The sequence below is a fragment of the Chitinophaga sp. NPDC101104 genome (genome assembly GCF_050277495.1).
In the GTDB taxonomy this organism is placed as follows: domain Bacteria; phylum Bacteroidota; class Bacteroidia; order Chitinophagales; family Chitinophagaceae; genus Chitinophaga.
The window spans coordinates 2204042-2230498 of sequence record NZ_JBNNSF010000001.1 but is presented as its reverse complement, the minus strand read 5'-3'; the positions used below and the strand labels follow the sequence as shown (position 1 = coordinate 2230498).

Below are 26457 nucleotides of genomic sequence, written 5' to 3'. Positions count from 1 at the left end.
ACCGAATACACTGCTTCGTTTGTTCCTGGGGTTATCGCGTCCTGACTAATTCGTTGAAAAATCGTACCTTAGGTAATAGATTGTGACTCCAAATTAACTCCAAAAGTCGAGATTTCCATCGTGCAGCAAGGAATTTATTTACCCCAATTCCATATCAGTCATGAAAAAGATCATTATTGCCTTTGCAAATCTTCCGCAGGCCCCGTTGCAATCGGTGACGGAGGAAGACGAGGGCATCCATAATACCCTGATCGCCGCCAACCGGGGAGATTACAGCGTTCACCGGGAGTCTTTCGCCACCGTTTCCAACATCAACAACGCCTTTTCCACTTACGGCGCGGAGATCGCTATTTTCCACTATGCCGGCCACGCCGGCGAACAATCCCTCCTGTTTATCGATCAGGCCGCTAACGGACAAGGCCTCGCTTACCTGTTGAAACCCAGTGCGGACGCAGGCGCCCTCCGCCTGGTGATCCTCAACGGCTGCTCCACGGGCGCACAGGTAGACCAGCTGCTGGCACTCGGCGTTCCGGCGGTGATCGCGACGTCGTCTGCGGTGAATGATTTGTCGGCCCGGATTTTCGGTGTGGAATTCTTCAAAAACATCTGTACAAAGGGAATGAGCATCCGCCAGGCGTTCGACGCCGCGCTGAAATCGGCGCAACTCGCCTCGCAGGTGCCGCTGGGCGTGGACGCACCGCCCGCCCGGGACCTCAACCTGCCCGGAAAAACGCCCCGCGAACCGTTCTGGGGACTGTTTTTCAATAATGCCGCGGCGGTGGACGTAAACCCGCTGCCCAGCGAGCCCAACAAGCCCCTGCCGCCGTACGAGCCCAACGCGCAGCTGACCCAGGCGCTGTTCAACGCGCTCGTGAAAGACGGCAATCTGCCCGCCAAACAGATCGACGACCGGCGGCAGACCGAGATCATCGAAGACAATATGCTGCAGAAAACGATCCTCGACGTGCTGCCCCACCCCATCGCCATTCAGCTCAAAACGCTGTTTGCGGCGGAATATGGCGCGGAGGGGCTGAAGCAGCCCGGCATCAAACGGCTCGAACAGATCGGGCGGGCGTTCCACATCGCGTCGGAGTTCATGGGGATCATCATGATCTCGCAGTTGTGGGAGCTGAAAATCACGCAGAAAGTGGAGAACCTGCCGGATGAAATGATGGAATTGCTCGATAAATATTTCGGTCTTTCCATCGCCGACCGCTCCGTGTACGATTACTCGGCGCTGATCCGGTCTATCCGCAAATACATCGATTCGCTGGCGGATGTGCAGTATTTCGTGAGCGAGCTTTCCACCCTGCGCGACGACGATCCGCAGAACAAACCTTTCAGCGAGGCCTGCGTGTTCCTGCAATACATCCGGTCGGCCACGTACACGGGTTTCGGGGCGGCGGGCGGCCAGCAAATCCCCGAGGCGGAAGTGCCCGCGCTTTGCATCCGTGCGGAAGACATGCTGAGCACGGTGTTCGAGCGGCTGGGGTTCCTCCATCGCTACACGCTCACGAGCATCCAGAATATCCGCATCAACAAATACCGGCACGATACCCTCACGGTGTTCGATCACCAGGTGGTCAAGCTCATGAATTCCAACGCCAGCCACGAAATCAATTATTACCTCCTCGCCCATCACCTGGACAATAGCGGCGTGGTGCTCACCAAGCAGGCGCTGCCCGTTTTCAACGTGGAACGCCGCCAGTACAAAGGCGATTCGCTGGAATTCCTCAACCTTTCGCCCCTCGTGGTAGACGTGAACACTTTCGAAAGCCGGTCTGACCGCTCCAACCTCGTCATTTTCGGGCAATACCAACCGGCAGACGATACCTATGTTTTCCGGACGGTCCCCAAGCCCGATGAGCCGCTCGACCATGTGCGCATCAACATCAACCGCCGTTTTGCGCGCAACGAGCAGCAGGAACAGGGCCGGTATGAGGCCATCTGCCAACAACTCACCGCCTTCCGGCAATTCGCCCAGCAGGCACTAACCCCGGCACCGTAATGAACAGCATCCTCAATAGCCCCTTCAAATTCCTCGATCCTTATGGAAGGGAAGACTACAACATCTTTTTCGGCCGCGACGAAGAAGTGAACGCCCTGTACCAGCACATCCACAAAAACCGCCTCGTGCTCGTGTACGGCACCAGCGGCACCGGCAAAACGAGCATCGTGCAATGCGGGTTGCAAAACCGGATGGACGATACCGACTGGTTCCCGCTCTTCGTCCGCCGTGGCGATCAGCTGGTGGAATCGCTGGTGACGGCCACGCAATCCGCCGCCGATCCCTTTTCCGGGGAGATGCCGTCCAATTCGCTCGCGGGCGGGAAGGCTTACAAACAGGCGCCGTCCGTATTGCGCAGCCGCAGTGCGGGAGATGCGGCACAGAAGATTTACGAGGCATTGAAAGGCATCAATCTCCGTTACCTCCGGTCGGTTTACCTCATTTTCGACCAGTTCGAGGAACTGCTGATCATGGGAACGGAGGAGGAAAAGAAAACGATCATCGAGATCATCGACCATATTTTATACGACCCCGATCTCCAGTTCTGCAATTTCCTGTTCATCATGCGGGAGGAATTCTTCGCGGGCCTGAGCCCGTTCGAACGCGCCATCCCGGATTTCTGCGACCGGCGGCTGCGCATCGAGACGATGAACAACCGGAACGTGGAAGAAGTGATCCTCAAAAGCTGCGAGCGCTTCAACATCCGGCTGGAACAGGGCGCGGATAACGCCAAGGAGATCATCAACGTATTGCAGGACCGGCAGACCGTATCGCTCCCCTATCTGCAGATCTACCTCGACCAGCTCTGGCGGACGGTTTACATGAACACGCCCAACAAGCCGGAACCATCCGGTTCCGCCTGGCCGCAGCTGACGGTGAACAGTACCGTCATCCGGCAGTTCGGGAGTTTGCAGGATGTTCTGGACCGCTTCATGCATGAGCGGATCCATGTGATACAGGAGCAGCTGGAAAAGGATTTTCCGGACATAGAAGACGATTTTGTGGCCAACGTGCTCGATGCGTTCGTGACCAATGAAGGTACGAAACGGCCGCTGCCGTATGCCCGCGTGAACAACGGCATATGGTTTACCGGCCTGGTGCCGCCGTACTTGCAGGGGCGGTCGTCGGCGCTGATGACGAGTTGCCTCACGGAACTGGAGAAGAATAAAATTCTGCGGAGCGACGGGCAGACGTACGAACTGGCGCACGATATCCTCGCAGGTTTGATAGACAACCGGAGGACGGAGGAACAGCGAAAGACGGGGTTCACCGAAAAGCAGATCATCAGCCGGTACGAAGGGTTCAAGAATAATACCAGCGAACTGCTTAGCCTTCGCGAGATCGCCTCCTACGAACCTTACATGAAACGCCTGAACCTGCCGGCGGAAGTAGTGGAGTTTTACAGGACCAGCGTGAACAAAAGGCATGCAGACCAGTTGAAGGAAAAACGCCAGAAGTTCCGGCAACGGCTGTGGCGGTACAGCTGGGTGATCGGCGTGCTGCTGCTCGTGGGGATCACTTTGGTCACGCTGTACATCCAGTCGCTGCGCCGCGCGTTCAACCGCAATGAAAGCCTCGTGTACATGGGGTTCGACCTCGCCGGCAAAGACGCCCGGGAAGCCCTGGGGCTTTTCAAGGTGTTCAGGGATAAAGTCTATGGGGAAGATGCGAAAATGGTGGACGAGAAACTGCAGGAAATCATGCAGCTGCAGAAATCGCAGGCTTTGTTCGCCGTCTCCACCTACACCATGCCGTTCGTGAAAGTAGACGCGCTGGACATCGACCTGTCCGACGACGGGAAGCTCGTGCTATACAACATCCTGCCCAAGGAAACGCAGGACTCCCTGAAATCATATCAAATCAGCACCATCGAGGGTACCAATCTCATGAAATTCGATTCCGTGCCGTACGCCTATTTCGTCAACGGATCGAACCTGGTGGCGGTAAGCAAGCGCACCATCCGCGAGGAACTGGTATCCACCGGGCTATCGACCAAAGGTAATTCGCGCGGCAACCGCATGCGGGCGATGTACTGGCTCCGGAATGAAGGGTTCCTGTACGACCCCGTAAAAGACGAGACCATCCGCATTCCCCTGGAAACGGGGCAGCAGTTGCACGATGTTTCCGACATCCTGAAATACGCGAACGACGAACATGAATCCTATCACATCCAGGCCACGGCTTCCGGCAACCTCATCGTGCCCTATGTGGAAAACGGCAGGGACAGGATCATGTTGCTGAATAAATACGGGAAGGTGTTTGCGCGGTTCGCGGCGTCGTCTACCGTCACGGTTTCCCGCGACCGCCGCAAGTTCATGTACCTGGAATACAATCTCGGCTATTACCCGGAGTTACATGTTATCAGCGAAACCGGCGTGGAACTGCACCGCATTTCCGGCGAAATCACTTTCACCGATTTCACGGACGATGGCTCCCCGCTTTGGGGCTCGCCCAGCATCTGCAATATCCTGAACGGTGCCGATACGCTGATTTACGACGCCCCTTTCAACCGCGACATTCACTATGCCTACGCCAACCTGGCTACGGAAATGTTTGCCGTGGTACTGGGGAACAGTCCGATAAATGCGTTCGCATTCAGTAAAGTAAATGGTGTGAACGTCTCCAATTTCAACAACGGCGCTTCCGAATCGCTGACCGGTATTCCCATCGGGATCCATATGGGGAAAGGCTACGCCATCATGCTGCGGAACGCCCATTCCGGGCCGGGCGCCACCAGCGAAGCCGCAGACACCATTTTCAGGCACGATATCCGGAAGAAAACACCACCACGGCAGTACGTAGTTCCGGAAGGGGTGAAAGACCAGCTTTTCAACGCGGCTTCGGGCGACGTGATGGTGTACACGCAAAACAACCGGCTTTTGGTGCTGGACAGCAATCTCGCGCTGAAAAAAGGACTGCTGATCACCTCGAACGATCTGTTCGGCATGTCTAACGGCGGCCAAACCTATTTCTACGCCCGCGACCGCTACCTCACGATCTTCCATAACGACACTTCGCGCCTGAATGTTTTCGACCCCGCATCGATCTGGGCGAAACTGTATGCGCCGGGCTCGCCGGTGCAGCCCATTACGGATAAGAAGCAGTTAAGGGAGTTGGGGTTGCATTTCAAGTAAGCTGATAAAATGCAAAAACGCCCGGGCACATGGCCCGGGCGCATAGTTGTGGAAAAATCGAATTGCATGATGCTTCCACCGGTCTGGCAAAAGCGTACCTCAGCCGCCGTATTTCACGATGAGATCCTTAACCATCTGGATCTGCTTGTCGATATCCGCCGTACTTCTGCCGTTCTTCACCAATCCGTCCCGGATTTCGTTCCCTACTTCCACCGCTTTATTAAACTGGAAATTGCGCCACAGGATGTAGAAATAGGTGTTCAGGTAGCGGGGATCGCGGTTTCTTGCGAGCAAGGTCTCCATCCAGGTTATACCCGCCGCGCCCGCGTCTTTCCGGCCGGTCCAGTTCCCCAGCATCGACGCGAGGGAAAGGGTGTACGAGTCGTTCTTTTCCCCGTATTTGGCGAGGAATTCGGTACCGCGCTTCATATACAGGTTGATATCGTCTTTTCCGGCCGCGTCTTTCGAATCGAACACCGAGTAGAACATGGCATATTCTTCATAATACGGGTACTTTTTAGCCTTGAACATTGCCAGTTCCTTGTTGAACTGCGCCAGGTCCTTGTTGCTCAGGCCGGTAGCCTGCACGCCTTTCAGGTACCAAAGGTAGCTGGTGGCGATGAAGCTGTCGATGGCCGGCTTGCCGATGGTTTTGTAATAATCCGTGCGGTTCTTTTCTATATGCCCGAAAGGCGCACTGAACGGCCCTACCCGGACGATCTGCATCAGTTCGTAGGTATTTTTATCAGCTTTCTTCTCTTTACTAAGCGAATTGAAGTACGCATCGAAATCGGCTTTCGCCTTGTCGTTCCGGTAAGATCTCACCAGGTTGTTGAAGTAACGCGTCATGAAAACCTGTGTCCTGTTCCCCGCTTCCCACTCCTTTACCATGGAAAGCTGGTTTTTGGTGGGATCGGTAGCGGTTTCCGCCAGGCCGATGAGCCCTTTTACATCCAGCCCGCCCGCCATGGAATGGATGTTGTTGCCATTGGTATCCATGAACATGAGCGTTGGATATGCGTTGATCTTGTATTTTTTGCCCACCGCTTCGCCGATGCCTTTGTCGTCGCATTGCACTTTGCAGCTGATGAACCGGGAATTGTAATAATCCCCGGCTTCTTTCTGCGGAAAAACCTCGTTAGACATCTGCTTGCACGGCCCGCACCACGAAGTGTAAAAATCCACGAAAACGATCTTGTTTTCCGCTTTCGCTTTCGCCAGCGCCGAATCGAGGTTGTGCATGAACTCAATGCCCTGTGCGTACCCGCAAGCACCGCCCAGCAGGCATAGCAATCCCGCCAGGAGTATGCTCCTTTGAAAATTTCTGAAAATCATGATTATTTTTTTATTGCGTTATGGATAATGGATAATGATTTTATAATGCCTGCAAGCTGAAAGCGGTGATCTTCCCGAATCCGCCGAAAATCCTGAAGTACGCCGGGTCTGTTACCAGTCCGCCCACTCCCAGCAGCTCCAGCGGGATGGCTACGATCTTGCCTTCCTTTGTGGCATCGTTGTAGGTACTGAGCACCAGCAAACGGTTGGCAGACGTGGCGGTTTTCCTTTGTTGCCAGTCGCCCGGGGCGTTGGGGTCCGGCAGATACATCCTTCCCCCGCCGGTATGCATTTTCATGCCGGTGATCCTTTCTCCCGCGGGCACGGTGTAACGGAGGTGGGTAACGGCCGGGCTGCCGATTTCCATGATCGTGGCGTAGACTTTGTTGTCGGTCGCATAAAACAGCACCTGTTCGGCGGTGGAGCAGGTGAAATACCGGGCCGAGGAGATGTCCGGGTTATTGCTGATATCGTTCATGGCCACGCCCATTTTGCCCGTCATGGGCTCGGTGAGCTTCACCTGGCAGGCGAAGTATTTTTCGCTCGTGCGGTCTTTGAGGATGGAAAGTATCCGCTGGTCGTAGCCTTCCATCATGGCGATACAAGTTTTGTCCCCCATCGCGTTCGGATCGAACGCCGGTGCGGGATCGGAATAATCGACCGGTCTGAAAGCCACCAGGGGATTGTTCATGCTGGTCATTTTAGGCAACATGAGGAAACGGTTGTTCTTTTCGTCATACAAGGCCCCGCCGGTTTGCAGGTTGAACGCGGGCTCCTGAAGGCCGCAGATCTGCTTCGTTTCATACCCCGCCGCATCCGGCGCCAGGAACGAGTAGCCGAATTGCTTGTTATCGCCGTAACGGCCGTACCCTTTTCCGTTGTTGACGAGGTACTGGTGCTGGTTGCGGGTGATGGCGGTCTGGATGGCATCCGGCTTGATGGCGGCGGGCGCCAGCACGAACAGCTCCTTGTCTTTCACCGTGGCCTCGTACGAATTGGGATTGAGGCGGATGAAGGATTGATCTGTCAGCAGCGTGATGTCTTTCATGGAATTGTAGCGCATATAGTTCAGCTGCCGGACCAGGCCGGGCACGGGCTGATTCCCGTTGGCCTTGCTGTAAGCGTTCATGAAAACGCGGGACGTAGCGCTATCCGTGAGGAAGCCCGACGTGAAATTAAACGCCATCACGAGGCTCACGTCGCCATTGACGCCGTCTTTCGTATCGGCCACGATGAGGCCTTCGCCGAAGGGAGATACCACGTTGATGTTCCAGGAAAAGAAGGCTTTCAGGTTGGTGACGGTATCGGTCACCCGCAGGATGAGCGCGTATGGCGTGGTGACGGGGTTTTCGGTGATGCGGGCATCGAGCTGTTTTGCATTGCCGACCACGCGCTCATATCCGCCGAAGGCGTTCATCGTCCATTGGTAACGCAGGCTGGAGGGGTCTTTCCCTTCCAACTTGATGGCGGGCGCCACCCGCAGCGTGTCGAACTGGAATACGACGTAAGACGCCGGCATCCCGGCTGTATCAATGACGATGGGCTCCACTTTCGCAAGGTAGAGCGTGGATTTGTCTTTGACGCAGGAAACGGCCACCGCCGCCATTGCGATCAATATATAACAGATGGATCTTTTCACGGTAATGAATTTTAAATGAAGAATCAGGGCATAGACACCAGCTCCCCTTTGTATTGCCCGTCGTTATGCCGGAGCGGACTGTCGGGATGCGCCGCATTGTAAGCCTGCAGCGCTTCTTTCACCTGCAGGGCATATGCCTGTATCTGCCCTGCAGACATCCACCAGGTGGCGGGATCTGTCCGCGCCAGGATAGGCTCGTACGGGAAAGACGAGCGCCCGGTGGCTTCGATGATGAACTTGTACCAACCGGTGGAAAACGGCGTCCCGAAATAATAGCGCAGCCACCGCGCCCAGTTCACGGGCTGGATGATCTTGCCCGTCCACACCACCTGCACCGAGGCGTTGGGCATGGTATCGAGGGCGCTGCCGGGCTTGAGCTTCAGTCGGAGCCTCACCAAAGACGTATCCACGGTGGCATTCCGCTTCAGCACGATCGGCACTACGCCGTTTACGCTGTTTTTGGGAAGGTATCCCTGCCTGATCTCGTACCAGTCCGGCTCCGCGGTGGTATTCGTATCGTTGACAGGTTCCATCGTAAATGCGCGGTCTTCGTCTTTCAGCGAGCCGGAGAGCTTCACCGGCAGGTAAATCAGCCGGGAGGTGGAATCCAGGTCGTCCATAAAGGAATAGGAATAGTTCGTCAGCGTGAAATAAATCGCCGGGGCTTCGTCCGAATATGTTTGCACCTGCGATTTCTTACAGGCAAACAACAGGCAGATGCCGGCTATAATGAAACGTAGTTTTTTCATGGTCATGCATTTTTTGCGATTAAGAACTGCGGTCGGGCGATCAGTTGCCGCCGCCCATTTCGATTTCCCGCTGCGGCAGTGGCAGCATATAAATGGCGTTGTTCATCGCCTTGGCGGTACCCGGGATGGTTGCTTCCCCTCTCCGCTTGTAGTAATAGAACAGCTGGCCTTCGGAAACGAATTCCTTCCGGTATTCCCTTAAAATTTCCGCCGTTACCTCCTGCCTGGTCAGGCTCGCCGGCAGGTTGTACTGGTTGGAAATGCCACGGTTGATGCGCATCCGGTTGAGGTAGTCTACTGCAGTGGCCACATCGCCCTGCTCGTTAAAACATTCCGCCATGATGTAATACATTTCCGGCAGCTTGATGAGGGGCATGCGGTCTTTGAACGTGGAATTGGTAACGTACGTGAATTTCAGCAACAGGTAATCGGTGGAAGACACTTTCTTGTACAATTCCTTGTAGCGGTAGTCCGACAACGACATGCCCGGCTTCGTGTTCACTTCGTACAATTCGTTGGCCACCGTTCCGCTGTGCGCCAGCTTCGACGTATTCGTGTTGATGCCGTCTGGCCCGAACTGGTCGATGGATGGTTTGATGATATCGTACATATTCTGCACGTTCAGGGAAAACAGGTGCTCGGTGCTGAACGTAAAGTCCTTGTTGACCGGGTTGGGATCGTTGATATTGCCGTTGTTGAAGGCAACAAGGTAACGGAGCCCTTTGTCGATCACTTCCTGCGCGGCTTCCTTCGCCAGGTCGTAGTTCCCCCGCCAAAGGTGCAGCCGGGCCTGCGTTGCCTTTACAGCATAATAATTGAACCGCATCCGCCGGTTGTTGTAAAACTGGTCGGTATTCGGGATATCTACGCCGGTCGCGGCATTACGGTCTACGCTCATGGAATCGTACTTCGCCATCAGGAAAGCGGCGGCAGACAGGTCGGCCGCAACGGAATCGAGGAACGCCCTGCCCGAAGAAGGCTGCGTGATCTGTTTGGCGAACCGGCTCACGTACGGTAGCACTTTCAAATCGAGGCCCGACGGATCGTTCACCAGGTTTCCCGCGCCAAAGAGGCGGTACAGGTCGAAGTGCAGGAACGCCCGCAGGCCCAGGGCCTCCCCTTTTATCATCGCGTAATTGGCCGGGTGAAGCATGCCGTGGTTACCGTCTATCGTATTGATGATGTTGTTGAGATTGGCGATGGCCTGGTAACCCGTTGCCCAGATGTTGTCTTTCTTCGGCACCACCGACAAATGATCGTATTGGTACGCCGACGCAAAGTAATAAGGATGCGTGGTGCCCGGCATCGCGTATTGCTGGCCCAATACGTCCACGAGCCCCACGGTGCTCTCGAACCCGTAGGATCCGGACGAGGTCATCAGCAAATAGGAACCGATCAGTGCGTCCTTATACCCCTGCTCAGATTTGAACAGCTCGGTAGCGGAAATCTCGGATTTGGGCGTGATGTTCAGCCATTTCTTGCAGGCGCTGAGGCCTACAATGGCGATGATGAATATGGAAAGTCTTTTCATGACAGCTGATTCGTTTTCAAATGATGATTGTCCGCATCCTTAAAAAGTAGCGGAAAGATTGAAGGAGAACTTCCTCGAAAACGGATAGTTGACGCCACGCTCTACCGGTATGGAGGAAAGGATGAACAGATCGTTGGTGTAGCATGCGGCCCGCAGGCGCTGGATCCCCGCATCTTTCAGCCAGGCCCAGCGGTAGAAGTCGTACGACAGGCTCAGCGACGCCAATGACAGCTCGTTCCTGTCCATCACGAAACGGCTGCTGGGCTGCGTGCGGATGAACTTCCGCGTCCAGGTGCCGTCGGGATTTTGTACTTCCACGGAGCCCAGCGCCTTGAAGGGCTTTACGTCTCCCGGTTGATGCCAGGTGCTGTTGAGTACGCGCTTGTCTACGTTATAGCTCATATCCACGTTTTCCACCCGGTCTACCAGTGTCTGGTTATACAACTGCCCGCCCTGGCGGAACGTAAAATAGGCGTTGATGCCGAAGCCGCGGTATTCGCCGTTGAGCCCGATGGTCCCCGATACGTTGGGCATTTTGTCGCCCACCACTACCTGGTCGTTGGGGGAATAGGTATATGTTCTCACGCCGTTGCGGGTGAGGTAGATCTCCTGCCCGTTCGCCGGGTCGATGCCCAGCGAGCGCACCGCCCAGATGGCATCCATGGAGGCGCCTTCGTAATATTTCACTACCGGCCTGTTATTGAACCGGTCGCCGGAAATCTTGTCCTGCTGCTGGTTGTAGGCATCCAGCGCGTTGGAGATGGAAAGGATGACGTTCTTATTGTGGATGGCCGACGCAGAGACTGCGAAGTACGAGCGGTTGCGGGGATCCGAATACACATTATATGTAACCATCGCTTCCAGGCCCGTGTTGCGGATGCGCCCGAGGTTTTCCTTCACGCTGGAAAAACCGGTAGACGGCGGCAGGGTGAAATCGAGCAGGGTGTTCTGCGTGATGCTCTGGTAGTAGTCGATCCTGCCGCTCAGGCGCTTGGCGATGGAGAAATCCATGCCCACGTTGTAATCCATCTTTTGCTGCCAGCGCAGGTCCGGGTTGGCCATGCCTTTCAGATAGGCGCCGAGGTAGCCCTGGTAAATCTTGTCGAGGAAATAGGCGTAGGTAGCGATCGACTGGTAAGAGCTAAAGTTCTGCGAACCGGTAGAGCCCACGGAAGCACGGAGCTTCAGCCGGTCGAAAATCCGCATCCTGCTGATCCATTCTTCGTTGTGGATGTTCCAGCCCACGCCGGTGCTCCAGAACGGTCCCCAGCGGTGGTTAGCGCCGAATTGGGAAGAGGCGCTGGCCCGGAAAGACGCGTCGACGAAAAACCGCTCGTCGTAAGAGTAGCTCACGATGGAAAGCAGCCCCAGATCGCGGGTGGTACCCTCCTGACCGGTGGGCCGGTTCTGATACTTGGCGTATTGCGCGGCAAAAAGGATGTCGTTCATCCGGTCGTTCGGGAAACCTTCGGCGTTATATGCCACCTCCTCGAAGCTGCGCTGCCCGATATTGGCGCCGGCGTTCACGAAGATCAGGTGCCTGTCGCCCAAAGGCTTGTTGTAATTGATGTTGAAGTCGGCCGTATACCGCAGCTGCGCGCCTTCGTTCCTTTTGTAGGAGCCTTTGCGAAAGAAATCGTCGCCGGTGAAATTCTGGAATTTCAGGTGGTTGGCGGGGTAAAACTCGTCGGCCTGGTTCTTGGTGCTGGTGAAGCTTCCGCGCAGCAAGGCTTTCAGGCCGGTGGCCACGGTAATTTCCGTGTAAAAGTTATCGGTAAACTCGGTGTAGTCGCTGCTCAGCTTAGTATTGAGCGTAGAGTTGTAGAGCGGGTTCGGGAAAAAGAGCCGCGCTACCGAAGTGCTGCCTACGTAGGGCACCAGGCCCGTTTCGGCGTTTTGTTTCAGGTTGCCGAATTCATCGTATGGCGTCCAGTAGGGGTTCATCTTCACGTATTCGTTGAAGGTACCGAAGGGGGAATCGTTGCTGCGGGCGTCGGTAAAGCTGAGGATGTTGCGGAACAGCACGTTCTTGTAGCGGTAAGACATGGCAGCCGAAGTGCCCAGCACATTCCTCGACGAGCCTTTCATTACGCCGGCGATGCGGTTGTAGGAGAAGTCGGCGATCAGCTTCAGGTCCCTTTCGCCGAGCTCCACGGTAATGCCGTGTTTCTGGCCGAAGCCGTTGCGCAGGGGTTTGGACATCCAGTCGGTATTCACACCGGAAAGAACGGCCTGCAGGCGTTGGTTGTATTGCTGGTCGAGCTGGAGCTGGGTTTGATAATTGGGCGCATAGTCCGATATCTGCGAATACATCCCGTAGATCCTTTCCGCTTCCAGCTTTTCCGCTGCATTGGTCAGGTTGTAGCTGGACAGGTCGGGCGTTTCGATATCGAGGCTGCCGTTGTAGGAAACGATGGCCTTGTTGCCGGTGTTCTTCTTCGTTTCGATCACCACCACGCCATTGGCCGCCTTGGCGCCGTAAATAGCTTTGGCCGACGCATCTTTGAGGATGGTAATGGACTCTACCCGGTTCATGTCGAGGTCTACCACTTTGGTGAGGCTCACTTCAAAGCCGTCGAGGATGAACAGGGGGCGGTTGGGGCTGTTGGCGTAGTCGCCCTTCAGGTCTGCCAGCTCGCCCTGCGGGAAAGAGGAGTTGCCGCGGAGCATCATTTCCGGGAGCTTATTGGGATCGGAGCCGAGCTCGAGGTTGTCGAAGATCATCAGCGAAGGCTCCAGGACTTTGAGGCTTTGCACAACGTTCTTGTTGCTTACCTTCAGGAGGTCTTCTTTGGTGAGCGTAGTGGCTGCGCCGGTAAAGCTGCTGATCTTGCGGCTAACGATCCCGGTATTTACAACTACTTCATTCAGGCTGGCCACGCTCCTTTCGAGGACAACGTCCAGTCTTTTCGATGCATCCGAGACGGTGACCGCTTTCGGCTTGAACCCGATGTTGGTGAAATAGATGGTGGTGCCGGTGTAGATACCTTGCAGGGAGAATGTTCCTTTTTCGTCGGAGATAGCCGCTTGCCGGGCGCCTTTCACGGCAATAGTGGTACCGGCTACGGGCACTCCTTTTTCATCCACCACCCTGCCCGTTACCGTGGCGGCGGGCTTCGACGTGTCTGCTGCAACCGCGTCGGGCGCAACGGCCGCAACGGGTTTGGCGATCAGTGTGATGGTTTTGCTCCTCACTTCGCAGGTGAATGCCTGCCCTTTCGAAATTTCACGGAGGAAATCGCTGAGCGGCAGGGAATTTACTGTGAGTGAAACGGGCTTGCCTGAACGGAGCAATGCCGAGTTGCCGAATACATGGTACCCGGTTTGTTCTTTAATGGCGGCAAACACCTGTTTCAACGGCATGTCGCGGCCGGAAAGGGTCACGTTTTGCGCGTTGCCGGGCTCCGCCTGTACGGTCAGGAAGGCGGCCGTTAATAGGAACACTGTTAATTTCATCGCGATCCAGAAAGTTGTCTTTGTAAAACGAATTGGCCCTGTGCGGCCGTCATTCACGGCAGAAGGGGCCCGCTGCCTTGCCGGGTCAGCGGTTGGCCTGTCTGGCAGTGCGGCAAAGGAATCCCCGCACCAATTGGCATTTTTTTGCATACCTTGCAACTGATTTTGGTTTGATAAAATGTGGTTGGTCAAATCCGTTTTGCACGAACTGAAATCATCCACCGTCACCGGCCCTAACCGTGACGGTTTTTTCATGTCTGCCTGTAAGCCGAATGCGCCGCGCAGGCCCTAACTGCGGGCGGTCCGGCATTTTTATTATTTGGTTTTGTTGAGAATTACTAGTTGTCCGCCCGGCTCAAACCGGTAGGAAAGCCCTGCCCCCGCCAGCATTTCCAGCAGGTCGCCAAGGTTGACGTTTCGGTCTACTTCGCCGAAAAACCGGATATCCGGCATGCCCCTTTCATATGTTACCCTGATATCATACCACCTTTCCAGCTGCCGCATCGCCTCGTCGAGCCGGAGCCCCTCGAAATTGAAAGCCCCGTTCTTCCAGGCCATCACCTTCGCGAGGTCCGCGTTGCCGGCCACCCTTGGGCCTTCAGCACCGGTGGTGGCCGCTTGTTCTCCGGGAAGCAAGTCTACCCCGCCAACATCCCCCACCGTAACCGGCAGACCGTCTACATGCACTTTACCTTCCAGCAAAGTAGTCTTGACGGAAGGTTCGTTCTGATAGGCATTTACATTAAAGCTGGTGCCGGTAACACGTATTTGCTGTTGGGAAGTTTTGACGATGAAGGGTATTTTCCCGTTCGGCCCCGCAGGCTGGCTGGTCACTTCAAAATAAGCTTCGCCGGAAAGCTCCACCAGCCGTTCGCTTCCCGTGAAAGCGGTGGGGTATTGGAGCGTGCTGGCCGCATTCAGCCAGACTTTCGTACCGTCTGGCAGGATCACCTGGTATTGGCGGCCGTTGGGCGTGGAGATGCGATTGATGGAGGCTGCGGATGACGCGTGTGCATCATACACGAGCTGGCCGTTGTTGAGCACCACCTGCGTACCCTGCTGACTGGCGATGGTACCGTTCTGCAAGCTGTCCAGCACTACCTGCCGGCCATCCGCCAGCGTCAGCACCGCCCCCTCGCGCCCCGGAGCGATCTGCGCCGGAGAAACGGGAACGGTGGCCATTTCGGTGCGCGACTGGCCCCGCTGCCATAAACGATAGCTGCCGACCGCCAGCAGCAACAGCACGCCGGCCGCGGCCATCCATTTCCAGCGTTGCATATGCTTAGCGGAACGGACCGCCGGCGCGGGCTTGTCGACCCGCAACACGCGCCCCAGCTCTCCGTCGAGGTACGGCCCGTCGAAATGAGCAGGTTCCTGGCCGGCGGCGAGCTGCGCGAACAGCGCGTCCCATCCGGCATCGTCCGTTCCCACGGCCAACGCCAGCAGCTCCTCGCGTTCCGCGGGAGTTAGCTGTTGGTCTTTGTACTGTTCCAGCAGGTATTGAAAGCGATCGAAATTCATGGTTTTAGGTAGCTTGACCTAAATGAAGTGCATCGCCGATGAAGAACGTACTATCGTAAAAAGAAAAATTTTGCAGCAAACGGATACGGAGCAAACGATGTATCCCGATTCTTCCAGGCGGGTGCGCATTTGTTTCAATGCGGTAACCAGGGTGTTTTTCACGGTGCTGACGGATAGGGAAAGCTGTTGCGCGATTTCCGCCGGTTTCAGGCCCAGCTCCCTGCTCATGATGTAAATTTTCCGGCGCTGCTCCGGCATGCCGTCCAGCGTTTCCTGCACCAGCCGCCGCAATTCCCCGCCCTGCATATGGTGCGACGGTGTGTCCGCCACTTCCTCCTCAGCCGCCAGCGCTGCGCCTGCGATAGTGCGCTCCTGCAACAGGTGCTTCCGGAGCAATTCCCGGCACCGCCGCGATGCGATCCGGAGCAGCCAGCCCTGCAGGTTCGCGATTTCCGGAAGGCGGTCGCGGTGCAGCCACACCTGGATGAAGGTTTCCTGCAAAGCTTCCTGCACGTCGGTATCGGTGAGGGAAAAACGGTGGACCAGCGGGAACAACCGGGGATAGTAATGGGAGAACAATACGCCAAATGCACGCTCATCGCCGTCTGCTATTCGTTGCAGCAGCGCATTTTCGTCATAATTCTGGCTTACAGGCATAGCTGGCGGCATTGGTTGACATTATCTGCGGAGATGCAAACTAAAGTAAAAAAAGTGATGGTTTCCGCGATAATATTAATTTGATATAGGCCCGCCAGAATTAATTAATGTAGCGCAGTAACACATGCAAAAAAAGCATCGGAATTCATCAAAATGATTGCAATATCTCCCCGCCAGCCGCTGTACCATTCACTTCCCGCTGCGTTTAAGCCGACGATAGGCGTCCCATGTTTTTGACGGAACTCGCGCAAACAATAAAAAATTCCCGGCCATGCATATAACCGGGAAGCGTCAATTTCCTCAACTTTTTTATGTTCAATTTCTCAACGCGAGATGCGTGTATTGATCCCTTGCGCCACCATCTCGTCGATTTCGGATCTGGAGAACAGGGGCCAATCGCCCGGAACACTTTGCTTCAGTACACCACAGGCGGTGGCGAAATCGATGATTTCCTGGGGAGAGAGGCCGGTCATGGTACCATAGAGGAGCCCTCCGGCGAAGGCGTCTCCCGTCCCGATGCTTTCCTTCACCTGCGGTAGGGCGATCTTCACCCGGCTGAAATACGCTTTGCCGCCGCTCATGAGCGCGGCGGTGTAATACAGGCGGTCGTTTTCAGGAACACGGAAACTCATGGCCAGCGTATGCGTTCCGGGCATGAAGCGGGCTTGCAGCTCCTGCGCCGCCATCTCGAAACGGCGGGTCCAGGGTAGCGAGGGGTCTGTCGTCATGCCGAAATACACATTACAGGCATCGAGATCGGCGATGGCGATGTGGCAATGTTTTAATAATGCGGGCATCACTTCTTTGGGATGTTTACCGTATTGCCAGAGGCGCGATCGGTAATTGAGATCGGCGGAAATAGTGAGGTCCCGGCTGCGGGCAATAGCTATCGCTTCGGCGCAGACATCCGCCACAGAAGCGGAAAGCGCCGGCGAAATGCCCGTCCAGTGGAAATGGGTTTGATCTTTTAAAATGCTTTCCCAGTCCACCATTCCCGGCTGCAATTCGGAAAACGCGCTGCCGGCGCGGTCGTAAATCACCTGGACGGGCCGGATGTGGTTGCCTGTTTCAGAGAAATACAATCCCAGTTTCCGTCCGCCGTACAATACTTTTTCCACCCCTACCCCATGCCCGCGCAATTGCGCGATGCCGGCCAACGCAAGATCGTTATCCGGCACCCGCGTGATATACTGCGCGGGAATGCCCAGCCTTGCCAGCAATACGCACAGGTTCGCTTCCGCGCCGGCGTAGTACGGAATATACCCGGAGGTTTGCAGGAAACGGCTGTCGCCGCCGCTGTGCAGCCTCAGCAATAATTCCCCGAAAGTGGCAATAGCAGGATTCATACCCGGTGATTTTCCGGCAATGTAATTTTTTTCCCGGTAATCAAGGCTTTCAATCATCGTGCAATTCGAAGAGCGCCTCGATTTCTACGGGAATATTATCGGGCAATGATCCGAAACCCACGGCACTGCGTACCCCGATCCCGTTCTCCGTGCCCCATACCGCTGCGAACAGCTCGCTGCAGCCGTTGATCACATACGGATGCCGCTCGAATTCCGGCGTACAGTTCACCATCCCCAATACCTTGATCACCCGTTTCACCCGGTTGAGGCTGCCGAGATGCGTCACGATGGTCGACAGCATGGTAAGGCCCACCTGCCGCGCGGCGAGCTTACCGGCTTCCATGTCCATGTCTTTGCCGATGCGGCCGATGATGAGGGATTTATCGTTCTGTACGGGCCCGTGGCCGGAAAGATAAAGGTACTTCCCGTCTACCAGGCAAGGCTTGTAAACGCCCAGCGGCGCGGGAGCCGGCGGCAATACCAGCCCGGTTTTCGCAAACTGCTCTTCTGCATTGTAATTCATAAGATATCCTGTTTTTATAAGATCGAATGTAAAATCAATACGCCCGCCAGTCCAGCCACACCTACCAGCGTTTCCATGACGGACCACGACAGCAGCGTGCTTTTGATACTGAGGGAAAAATATTCCCGGAACATCCAGAAACCCGCGTCGTTGACATGCGAGAACATGAGGCTTCCCGCGCCAACAGACAATACCATGAGGTTTGGGTCTACCAGCCCGGCTTTCACCAGCGGCGCCAGCATGCCGGCGGCCGTGAGCCCGGCGATGGTGGCGGAACCTACACAGGCACGGATGATGGCGGCCATCATCCAGCCGAGTACCAATGGCGGTACGGGCCACAACTGCATGGCGCCCGCAATTCTTTCACTGACGCCGGTTTCCGTCAATACCTGTTTCAAAGCGCCCGACCCGGCGATCACGAGCAATACCGGGGCGATGTCTTTCACGGCGTCGCCGCAGATGCGCATGATGGCCGTCATATCGCGGCCCTGCATGGTCCCCAGCGTTACCGTGGCGGTGAAGATACAAAACAGCATCACAATTGCCGGGTCTGCGGCGAATTGCAGCCATGATACGCCGGGAAAGAAGTGCTGTGCCGCCGCACCGCTCATCAGGAGCAAAACGGGCAGCAGCGCGGTGAAGAAGCTGGCGGCTTTGCCGGGCATGGGCGCATCTGCGGGCCCGGATTCCGATGCGCGGAAAAGGGCGGATTCACCTGCGGGGATGCGGCGGAGGAAGACCGCGAACAGAGGCCCGGCGATAACGATGGCCGGTATGGCAACGGCGAGGCCGTACAACAGCGTTTTCCCCATGTCCGCGCCAAACGCACCCACCAGCGCCACCGGCGAGGGATGCGGCGGAAGGAAGCCATGGGTGACGGAAAGCGCCGCCAGCGCCGGGAGCCCAGTGGCCACGGCAGGCAGTTGATAACGGTAAATGACGGAGAAGATAAGCGGCACCATGAGCACGAACCCCACGCCGTAATACAGCGGGATCCCGATGATGAAACCCGCTACCATCAAGGCCCATTGCACATGCTTCGGGCCGAAGAGCCCTACCAGCACCTGCGCGATCTGCCGCGCGGCGCCGCTTTCGGCCACCAGCTTGCCCAGCATGGCGCCCAGCGCGAGGATGGACAACAGGCCTCCCACCGTATCGCCGATGCCTTTCTGCAAAGCGACGGGGATCCTCGGCAGCGGGAGGCCCAGCCATGCGCCGCCGATCATGGACACGAGGAGGAATGCGAGGAAAGCGTTCATCTTTCCCCAGGTCAGCAAAATCACCAGTAAAACAATGCAGATTGCAACGATCACAAAAGCCATCATCGGGTTTTATTCGATAATCAATTCGTCGGCCAGCAACATGCTGTTGCCGCCTGCGCCGTATTCGCCCGGCGGGATGACGCCTTTATGCTTCGCGATGAATTTCACGAAACGCGCTTCCACCGGGGCAACGGACAGCCGTATGGCATTGATGCCGTTGACGGGAAAACTGTCCGTTTCCGCGATTTGCGTGAAATTTTTACCATCGGCAGATACGAGGACTTGAAAAACGGCGGACTCCCACATCCTTTGCCAGTGATAGTTCAGGATGTTTACCCCCACCCGCCGGATCCATTTCTTTTCGCCGAGGTCTACCACCGCATCGAGGTCGCGGGCGGAGAAGCCCAGCCACTGGCCATCGTTGTAACGGTGCGTTCCCCACACGCCGTTCACGAGCGTTTGTGCGGCGGCGTTATATTTCGTATTGGGAGGTTGATGCAGCCGGATGGGCGCTCCCGTTCCAAGGTGCACCGTCAATTCCCGGCGGAGCTTCCGGCCGGAGGGGCTATCTGCGCGCCAGGCTTCCAGCACGGCCGATTTCCGGACATCGAACGGGGCGGAATAGATTTTCACCGGCCCGCCGTCGAGGCGATAGGCGATCTTTCCGATACCTTCCAGCGAAACGCGAATGGTGCCGGGACGCGGCGTCTGTGCGCGCATGACGATTTCACCGGGGACCAAAGCCGGGTCTTTCTGCCGGAGACGTACCAGGAAATTCATCCAGGATTTGCCGGGATCGGGGCTCCATGCCGTTTCGGCGAGTGCCAGCATCCGGGGATACAGCATGTACAGGGCTTGTTGTTCCGTTGGCAGGTATTCGCTCCAGAGCTGTCCCTGTATGCCGGCAATGTGCGCGGGCATGGGCGGCTCCCAGGCATAGACTTCCTTCAGCGTCGTGTAGCCGCCTGCGGCTACGGGCTCGTCGTCGTACAAAGATGTATAATGATCGAAATAATATTCGTCTTCGGGCGTCATGATGACGCGGTGGCCCTGGGAAATGGCGGCAGTGGCGCCTTCGGTACCGCGCCAGCTCATGACCGTAGCGCCGGGCGCGAGGCCGCCTTCGAGGATTTCGTCCCAGCCGATGAGCTTGCGGCCGCGGGCATTCAGCCATTTACCGATCCGGCGGACGAAATAACTTTGCAGGGCATCCGCGTCCGGAAGGTTTTCATCGACCATGCGTTGTTTGCAGGCGGAACAAGCGTTCCAGCGCGTTTTAGGGCATTCGTCGCCGCCGATATGGATGTATTGCGAAGGAAAAAGCGGCAATACTTCTTCGAGCACCTCTTCCAGGAAAAGGAACGTACTGTCTTTCCCCGCACAGAAAACATCGTCGAACACGCCCCAGAAAGTAGCGGTCTGATACGGCCCTCCGGTGCAGCCCAGATGCGGATAGGCCGTGAGCGCGGCCTGCGCATGCCCGGGCATCTCGATCTCGGGCACCACTTCGATCCCCCGCGAAGCGGCGTAGGCAACTACCTGGCGAACTTCTTCCTGTGTATAGAAACCACCATACCGTTTCCCGTCGAAGCGATGGGGCAGTTCTTTCTTATGCCCGATCAGCGTTTCGTTCCGCCAGGCGGCTTCCGATTGCAGGCGTGGGTATTTTTTTATTTCGATCCGCCAGCCCTGATCGTCGGTCAGGTGCCAATGGAAGGTATTGAATTTGTATAGCGCGAGACTGTCGATGAATCCCTTTACGAAATCCACGGAAAAGAAATGACGGCTCACATCGAGATGCATGCCGCGATACGGGAAACGCGGCGCGTCTTCGATCTCACATGCAGGCAACTGAATGGCCCCGTTGGATGTACGCGCCAGCTGGCGCAGGGTTTGCACGGCCCGGAACGCGCCGTCTGCGTCGCGCACCGTGATGACAGCCTGTTTGGGATGGATATGCATGCGGTAGCCTTCGGGCTGTTTCACCGCATGCGTATCGGTCCGGAAAACGATTTGGCTGCCGGTCCCGGGATTCATTTTCCAGTACTCCGCCAGCAGGCGAATGGCCGGAGCCAGTTCGGGAGGCGCCGCTATGCCGGGATCTCCCTTCAATATCAATGCCCCCTTCATCACACGATACGCCACCGGCGAAGGGATCAGGGGATTTACGGCCGCGGAAGCCCGCGGGGCCGGCGCTCCGTGTGGAGAAGCACCGGCCCGTTGAGCCCTCGTTGTTGGCATGGCCGCCAGTAAAACAATAGTCAGGATAAATGTCCGCATCGGCCTTATTTATCCCACCAGATGCGGGTTGTCAGTAAATCGGCTCCCTGGCGCGCCAGGGCGGCGTCGTAATTGGAACGGTTGCTGCCCTGCTCGGTCCTGCTGTAGGGCAACCTGCGCGGGATGGTGCCGTTCGTCATATTATCTTTCGCATTCACCGGCACCAGCACGGGGAAGCCCGTTCTCCGCCAGTTGGCGTACGCTTCCTGCTCGTCGAACAGCGATGCGATCCAGAATTGGCTGTGGACCTGGTTCATCTGATCGTTGAACGATCCGGCCATGTTCAGGGCGTTCGCCGTGGTATAGGCATTGATCTTGTCCGGAGCGATCCTTCCGCCTTCCCCGAACAATGCCCAGTTGCGCATCGCGATCTCGATCCCTTCCTTATACGTTTGTGCCGCGTTTCCCGTAGCCCATGTGCGGAGGACCGCTTCCGTCAGCAGGAACCGCATTTCCGCGGCAGACACCACGATCAGCGGCGCGGAGTTTTGCAGCACGGTGGCAGGATTGGGCTCTGAATAAGTCACGAAATCATCCGGCCGGCCTTCCGTCCCGTTCGGCATCCCGCGCTGAATGGCGGCAGACGTATCGGGCTTCCCGTCTTTCCACACCACCGAGATCACCGGCAGGCGCGGGTCGTTCTTCGCCTTGAGGAAATCGATGAACGTCTTGCTGAACTTGCCGTTCTCGGTATTGTCCGCCCCTTTGGAGCTGGGCTTGATATCCTGCCCCACGATCTCGAACACCACCGGGTTCACGTTGTAATTCTGCGATCCGCTGCCGTACTGCACGATCGCCTGGTCGCTTTCCTGCATGATGATCCCTCCCGCAATGGCCTTCTGCGCCCACTCGCGGGCCTTGTCCGGCGCAACTTTCGTCATCCGCATCGCAATGCGCAGCATGAGCGAATATCCGAGTTTCTTCCATTTGGCGACATCGCCCTTATACACGAAATCAGCCGCGCCGAATTTCATTTTTCCGTCGTTGAACGCGCCTATGGCGGATTCCAGGTCGCGGAGCATACCGTCGTACACGGCCGACTGCGCATCGTATTTCGGTTGGTATACCCGGTCTGTCACCGCTTTCCCCGCTTCGGAATACGGCACGTCGCCGTACAGGTCCGTGATCCTTTGCTGGATGAGCACGCGCCAGATGCGGGCGGAAGCGGATTTATTGACGAGGTCGGGATTGGCGTCCGCCGTGCGGATCAGCTCTCCCAGCGTAGTGAGGACATTCGTATAGGCGAAGCGGAAATACTGGCCCTGGTAGCTGTCTACCTGCCCGTATTTATCGCCGCTGCCGGCCAGCGTCACCTCCTTCCCGAAGGCGAAATGCTGTACGAACGCGCCGCAGGTGAGGTAAGAAGTATAGAAGTACACCCGGTCGTACACGTAATTCCCCTGCAAAATGCTTTGCGAGAACAGGTAATCGACGTTCGGTTTAGTGGAGGCGTTGGGATTGGTGTTCATTTCCTCGAAACCTTTGTCGCACGAAGCGAGCCCCATGGAAGCGCCGAGCAAAAGCGCGAAAGTATATTTGGTAATGCGTTGCATGATCGTTCTTTTAAGCGTTTACAGTTTAACCATCAGGTTGAGGCCGAAGCTGCGGGTGCGGGGCACGCCGAACATCTCGAAACCCTGTGCGTTGGAGTTGTTGAAAGTAGACTCGGGGTCCACGTTCGGGGTTTTCTTGTGGAGGATGAGGAGGTTCCGCGCTACGAACGACAGGGAAGCCGACTGGAATTTCACCGCGCCGATCCTGTCTACCGGCAACTTGTAGCCCAGAATCACCTGCCGCAGTTTGATAAAGTCCGATTTGTAGACGAACCGCTCCGACTGTGCTTTCCAGTTATCGTAATAGCCCTGCAATTCGCTGGGCTGCAGCGTTTTGCTGAAAGGTTCTCCCTTGTCGTTCACACCTGTCACCGTTAATCCGCCATCGCGGCCGGGCAGCGTAATTTTGTTGAGGCCGAAGCGGGTGCTGTAAAGGTTGGTGCCTGAGTACACATATCCGCCGAAACGCCCGTCCACCAAAAATCCGAGGTTCCAGTTCTTATACTTGAAGTTGTTGTTGATACCGCCGTTCCAGGGCGCCACACCGGTGCCGATCTGCTCCGGTGCCACGGTGGCCATTTCCCAGCCGTTGGCCGTGTATTTTGCCTGTCCCTGCGCATTCCGCAAAACCTTCGTTGCGTTGATCATGCTGAAAGGCTTGCCCACCACGGCGGAGATGGTTGCGTAACCATTTACCGCGCGGCCGATCTCGATGGAATTAATACCGTCTGCCAGGCGCACCACTTCATTTTTGTTGTAGGCCGCGTTCAGCGACACTTCCCAGCTGAAATGCTGTTTCTGAACGGGAACGCCGCTCAACAGTAATTCCACGCCCTTGTTGCTCATTTCGCCGATGTTGATATTGGTAAAATTGTAGCCGGACGATTGGGAAATGGTGATGTTCACGATATCGTCTTTCGTGCGCCGGTCGTACACGGCAAAGTCGGCCGACAAGCGGTTATTGAGGAAACGTGCTTCGAATCCCGCTTCCAGTGTGGTGTTGGTGTACGGGCGAAGCGATTTGTTCGGCGCGGTAAGCGTTCCCCCGCCGGCGCCGTTCACCTGCGAGGGTGTCTGCAACGGCTGCTCGAAATGGCCGCCGCCGGGCACCACGTGATACGTCTGGTTCAGCGCGTACGGCTGCGGCGCGCCGCCGCCCACCTGCGCCCAGGAAGCGCGCAGCTTGGCGAAAGTGATGGATTTCGGGAGGTTGGCCGCTTCGCTGAGGATGAAGCTGCCGCCGATGGAGGGATAGAAAATGTGGTTGTTTGCCGGATCAAGGGTCGAGAACCAGTCGTTACGGCCGGTCACCGTCAGGAACAACATATCGCGGTACCCGAAATCCGCCGAAGCGAAGAGCGAATTTACCGCCGAGCGGCTCAGCACGTTGGTGGTAGTGAGGCTTTTCACGTTGGAGGGGTCATAAAACCCGGGTTCCGCGAAATAGTTGCCCAGCAGCACTTTATTCTGCGAGCGGTAACGCTGGCGGTTGCCGCCGGCCAGTACATCCACCGTGAAATCGCGGCCGAAACGGCCCTGGTAGTTCAGCGTCAGTTCGGCGTTGGTCTCGGTGATGCCGTTCGTTTGCTCCTGGTAGTACCCACGCGGTTCGTAGGCCGTTCCGGAAGGCACCACGCCCAGCCAGTTGATGTTGGTGAAGTCGTGCGTAACGCGGCCGCGGACGAACAGGTTGTCGAGGATGTTGAACTTGACGTTGAGGTTGCCGAGGAAGCGGTCGCGGTCGTCGTTATTGATGAATTTGTTGATGGCGAAATAAGGGTTGGTGGCGAATCCGGAAGGGTTCCACTGCGTTTCGTTGCCGGTGGTAAGGTCGTACCCCGGTGCGAGGCTGCGCACGTCCACCGAATTGGCGAGCATATACACGCCCCAGTTCGGGTTGCCCGTGGCGTCGGCCACGTTGGAGCGGCCTTTCGCCTTTTCCTTGTTGTATTGCGCGTAGCCTTCTACGGTGAGGCGTTTGTGGAGATTGGCCACCACGGCGAGACTGAATATCTTCTTATTCAGTTCCGCATTCGGCAGCAGGCCTTTATTGTTCATGTCGGACATCGAGAGGCGGTATGTGCCGAGCTCGCTGCCGCCGTTCACGGCCACGGTGTTGGTGAAGGTGGAACCGGTGCGGTAGAAATTTTTGATATTGTCTTTTTGCGCAACGTACGGACGGGCAACGCCATCGAACTGCATCACATCGGAGCCATCGAGTTTCGGGCCCCAGGAAAGGCGGCCGGAGTTGATGGCTTCGTTTTTGGTTGTGGGCTTGGCGGTACGGATGCCCTGGCCGTATTCGTATTGCCAGTCGGGCACGATGGCCGGTGCTTCCAGGGTGAGGGTGGAATTGTATTCCAGGCCGATGCCTTTTTGTTTGACGCCTCTTTTGGTGGTGATGATGACAACCCCGTTTGCGGCGCGGCTGCCGTAGAGTGCGGAAGCCGTAGCGCCTTTGAGGATGGAGATGGTCTCGATATCGTCCGGGTTGATGCCGCCGATGCCATCGCCGCGGTCGGCGTTGAGGCCGATGGAGGCATTGTCTGACGAGGGCACGTTGGACGTGGAGTTATCCATGGGCATGCCGTTGATCACGTATAACGGCTGGTTGTTGCCGAAGGAGCCGTTGCCGCGGATGATGACGCGGCTGGAGCTGCCTGGCCCGGCGGCGAGGCCGGAAACGGAAACGCCGGCTACTTTGCCTGTGAGCCCTTCTACCACATTGATCTCGCGGGCCTGGGTGAGATCTGCGCCCTTGACTTCGGAAACGGAGTAGGTGACGGCTTTACGGGCTTTTTTGATGCCCAGGGCGGTAACTACGACTTCGTTGAGGGCACGGGTGCTTTCGGCGAGCGTGATGTTGGCGGAGGTTTGGCCGGGTTGAAGGGTGAGGGTGACGGGGTCGTAGCCGATGAACGATACCACGAGGGTAACGGGCGTATTGGAAGCGGGAACGGACAGGGAGTAATGGCCGTTGGCGTCGGTTACGGTGCCGGTGCCGCGAGCGCTGGCGAGGGAGACGCTGGCGCCGGGGATTTTTTGTCCATCGGCACCCGTTACCGTACCGGAAATTTTGAGGGATTGGGCGAAGCTATCCAGGCACAGGAGCAAACTGCACAGTAAAACGAGCAGTCGTGGAATAGCAGCCAGTTGGAATTTTTTCATCTCGGTGGTTTGGTTGATAAATAAGTCGGATATTGCAAAAATATTGACTAAAAATACGCACTTCTGCAAGATTTGCAAATTATTTGCAAGGATTTTTAGCAATTATTGCAAATTCTTATCTTGTCAATTCTCAAGTCCAGCAACTTCTTTTAATCAACAAACTGATTATCAATCATATCGTTATCCTATCCACCGGAATGATTCAAAAATTTAACGCAAAATCATCCGAAATGATTCAAAAAATGCGAAATTTTGATGCGGGATATTATATTTACGGTTGATTTGCCCGGAATTC

General features: G+C 56.4%; 15 protein-coding genes. 2 read left to right on the top strand and 13 right to left on the bottom strand.

Translation table 11 applies throughout. From position 1 onward, the window contains the following. Positions 1-160 precede the first annotated feature (160 nt). Together ACQKLP_RS08930 and ACQKLP_RS08925 are read left to right on the top strand one after the other, a co-directional pair. Positions 161-2008: a CHAT domain-containing protein gene (locus tag ACQKLP_RS08930; protein WP_427322081.1), complete on the top strand. Its 1848-nt coding sequence runs from the start codon at positions 161-163 to the stop codon at positions 2006-2008. Beyond that, positions 2008-5142 (top strand): ATP-binding protein, encoded by a 3135-nt coding sequence (locus tag ACQKLP_RS08925; protein ID WP_427322079.1) that lies wholly within the window; start codon positions 2008-2010, stop codon positions 5140-5142. Before ACQKLP_RS08930 ends, ACQKLP_RS08925 begins: the two co-directional genes overlap by 1 nt. A gap of 99 nt (positions 5143-5241) precedes the next feature. On the opposite strand, the gene ACQKLP_RS08920 is transcribed toward ACQKLP_RS08925, so the two are convergent. The 13 genes from ACQKLP_RS08920 to ACQKLP_RS08860 form a co-directional block, all read right to left on the bottom strand. Continuing rightward, positions 5242-6477 (bottom strand): thioredoxin family protein, encoded by a 1236-nt coding sequence (locus ACQKLP_RS08920; RefSeq protein ID WP_427322077.1) that lies wholly within the window; start codon positions 6475-6477, stop codon positions 5242-5244. A gap of 40 nt (positions 6478-6517) precedes the next feature. Beyond that, complete coding sequence (locus ACQKLP_RS08915) at positions 6518-8116, bottom strand: PKD-like family lipoprotein (protein ID WP_427322075.1); 1599 nt, start codon at positions 8114-8116, stop codon at positions 6518-6520. Positions 8117-8139: 23 nt separating this feature from the next. Continuing rightward, a complete protein-coding gene (locus tag ACQKLP_RS08910; RefSeq protein WP_427322073.1) occupies positions 8140-8865 on the bottom strand; it encodes a DUF4843 domain-containing protein in 726 nt (241 codons plus the stop codon). Between the two features lie 40 nt (positions 8866-8905). Beyond that, positions 8906-10396, bottom strand: coding sequence for a RagB/SusD family nutrient uptake outer membrane protein (locus ACQKLP_RS08905; protein WP_427322071.1), 1491 nt, complete (start codon positions 10394-10396; stop codon positions 8906-8908). Positions 10397-10435: 39 nt separating this feature from the next. After that, complete coding sequence (locus ACQKLP_RS08900) at positions 10436-13852, bottom strand: SusC/RagA family TonB-linked outer membrane protein (RefSeq protein WP_427322069.1); 3417 nt, start codon at positions 13850-13852, stop codon at positions 10436-10438. Positions 13853-14167: 315 nt separating this feature from the next. Further along, complete coding sequence (locus tag ACQKLP_RS08895) at positions 14168-15373, bottom strand: FecR family protein (protein ID WP_427322067.1); 1206 nt, start codon at positions 15371-15373, stop codon at positions 14168-14170. Between the two features lie 18 nt (positions 15374-15391). Beyond that, a complete protein-coding gene (locus ACQKLP_RS08890; protein ID WP_427322065.1) occupies positions 15392-16030 on the bottom strand; it encodes an RNA polymerase sigma factor in 639 nt (212 codons plus the stop codon). A 323-nt stretch (positions 16031-16353) separates the two neighbouring features. Further along, complete coding sequence (locus ACQKLP_RS08885) at positions 16354-17376, bottom strand: PfkB family carbohydrate kinase (RefSeq protein WP_427322063.1); 1023 nt, start codon at positions 17374-17376, stop codon at positions 16354-16356. Between the two features lie 49 nt (positions 17377-17425). Continuing rightward, positions 17426-17899: a RidA family protein gene (locus ACQKLP_RS08880; protein ID WP_427322061.1), complete on the bottom strand. Its 474-nt coding sequence runs from the start codon at positions 17897-17899 to the stop codon at positions 17426-17428. A gap of 14 nt (positions 17900-17913) precedes the next feature. Beyond that, on the bottom strand, positions 17914-19221 hold the full coding sequence (locus ACQKLP_RS08875; protein WP_427324359.1) for a gluconate:H+ symporter: 1308 nt from the start codon (positions 19219-19221) through the stop codon (positions 17914-17916). A gap of 9 nt (positions 19222-19230) precedes the next feature. Beyond that, positions 19231-21402: a glycoside hydrolase family 20 protein gene (locus ACQKLP_RS08870; protein ID WP_427322059.1), complete on the bottom strand. Its 2172-nt coding sequence runs from the start codon at positions 21400-21402 to the stop codon at positions 19231-19233. Between the two features lie 44 nt (positions 21403-21446). Then, the gene (locus ACQKLP_RS08865; protein ID WP_427322057.1) at positions 21447-22994 is read right to left on the bottom strand and encodes a SusD/RagB family nutrient-binding outer membrane lipoprotein; all 1548 of its coding nucleotides are present in this window, start codon (positions 22992-22994) and stop codon (positions 21447-21449) included. An 18-nt stretch (positions 22995-23012) separates the two neighbouring features. Next, positions 23013-26162 carry a SusC/RagA family TonB-linked outer membrane protein gene (locus ACQKLP_RS08860; protein ID WP_427322055.1) on the bottom strand — a complete coding sequence of 1050 codons (3150 nt, stop codon included), beginning with the start codon at positions 26160-26162 and terminating at the stop codon, positions 23013-23015. Positions 26163-26457 lie beyond the last annotated feature (295 nt).

Excerpts from the sequence above, each read along its gene's own strand:
- ACQKLP_RS08890 (WP_427322065.1), bottom strand. The coding sequence starts at position 16,030 with ATGCCTGTAAGCCAGAATTATGACGAAAATGCGCTGCTGCAACGAATA.
- ACQKLP_RS08895 (WP_427322067.1), bottom strand. The coding sequence starts at position 15,373 with ATGAATTTCGATCGCTTTCAATACCTGCTGGAACAGTACAAAGACCAA.
- ACQKLP_RS08905 (WP_427322071.1), bottom strand. The coding sequence starts at position 10,396 with ATGAAAAGACTTTCCATATTCATCATCGCCATTGTAGGCCTCAGCGCC.
- ACQKLP_RS08880 (WP_427322061.1), bottom strand. The coding sequence starts at position 17,899 with ATGAATTACAATGCAGAAGAGCAGTTTGCGAAAACCGGGCTGGTATTG.
- ACQKLP_RS08865 (WP_427322057.1), bottom strand. The coding sequence starts at position 22,994 with ATGCAACGCATTACCAAATATACTTTCGCGCTTTTGCTCGGCGCTTCC.
- ACQKLP_RS08925 (WP_427322079.1), top strand. The coding sequence starts at position 2,008 with ATGAACAGCATCCTCAATAGCCCCTTCAAATTCCTCGATCCTTATGGA.
- ACQKLP_RS08875 (WP_427324359.1), bottom strand. The coding sequence starts at position 19,221 with ATGGCTTTTGTGATCGTTGCAATCTGCATTGTTTTACTGGTGATTTTG.
- ACQKLP_RS08885 (WP_427322063.1), bottom strand. The coding sequence starts at position 17,376 with ATGAATCCTGCTATTGCCACTTTCGGGGAATTATTGCTGAGGCTGCAC.
- ACQKLP_RS08870 (WP_427322059.1), bottom strand. The coding sequence starts at position 21,402 with ATGCCAACAACGAGGGCTCAACGGGCCGGTGCTTCTCCACACGGAGCG.
- ACQKLP_RS08920 (WP_427322077.1), bottom strand. The coding sequence starts at position 6,477 with ATGATTTTCAGAAATTTTCAAAGGAGCATACTCCTGGCGGGATTGCTA.
- ACQKLP_RS08860 (WP_427322055.1), bottom strand. The coding sequence starts at position 26,162 with ATGAAAAAATTCCAACTGGCTGCTATTCCACGACTGCTCGTTTTACTG.
- ACQKLP_RS08900 (WP_427322069.1), bottom strand. The coding sequence starts at position 13,852 with ATGAAATTAACAGTGTTCCTATTAACGGCCGCCTTCCTGACCGTACAG.
- ACQKLP_RS08910 (WP_427322073.1), bottom strand. The coding sequence starts at position 8,865 with ATGAAAAAACTACGTTTCATTATAGCCGGCATCTGCCTGTTGTTTGCC.
- ACQKLP_RS08930 (WP_427322081.1), top strand. The coding sequence starts at position 161 with ATGAAAAAGATCATTATTGCCTTTGCAAATCTTCCGCAGGCCCCGTTG.